The organism is Pseudoalteromonas sp. SR45-5, assembly GCF_014163565.1.
GTDB lineage: Bacteria > Pseudomonadota > Gammaproteobacteria > Enterobacterales > Alteromonadaceae > Pseudoalteromonas > Pseudoalteromonas distincta.
On the sequence record NZ_JACJDN010001003.1, the window covers coordinates 1 to 811 of the forward strand.

1 protein-coding gene is annotated in these 811 nt (G+C 32.4%); it reads right to left on the bottom strand.

Features of this window, described 5'->3' with window-relative positions; genetic code table 11:
• Window positions 1–811, bottom strand: an 811-nt coding sequence (locus tag H5072_RS20650; RefSeq protein WP_259396018.1) for an SGNH hydrolase domain-containing protein, incomplete at both ends; no start/stop codon positions are given.

The following is an 811-nucleotide window of genomic DNA, read 5'->3' on the forward strand; positions in this document are numbered from 1 at the left end:
TTATTTTGCATTTCATACGCTGTTTTTTGACGAGTGTCATACTCTAATTTAGGAAGTTTTACTCTTTCCATTTGGTTTTGAGTTAGCGCTGATCTAAACATAGATTTAGGTACATTAATTTTTAACTCAGGTACTGGCCTCAGTAAATATACAGGATTATTCTCGGTAAATTCACAAATAGTATCGACCATATGCGATACTAAATTTTCTCTATAAGCATCATTTCTTGTTTGAAATCTACTATCAATAAAGCGGTGTGGTGGAAAGTTACTTTTATTTTCATTTTGACCAAATAAATTTATTGATGTCCTATTAATTATTATTATGGGTATTCCGCTAAACTCATTACCAGCACGAGTGATTAATTTACTGATTAGTTTACCGCAAGAGTCATCTATAACGTTACCTAGCCTGTCTGTAGTATAAAGCCCCTTTATGGTATTACAGGCGCTTAACCCCCAATCGATCACTGAGCCATTATATAGCTTTGCTTGAATACCAATACCTTCAATTAAGGCTTGTGCATGGCTATCACCTAAAACGATAGCCTTAACTTCACCGTTACCATATCTACAAGATGGAGAATCTCCATCGATAAGTGAACCACAATAATGCTCTCGGTTATTTCTGTTCATACCATTAGTAACTATCAATTGTTTAGAGGTTAGTCTAATTTCACTATCAAAACCGTTATTTAAAATAACTACGTATCCAGTTATTCCAACAATTAATACTAAATATAATGGTTTACACTTTATGTAATCTAAACGTGTATCAAAACTGCTTTTGAACTTAATTTTTTCAATATATT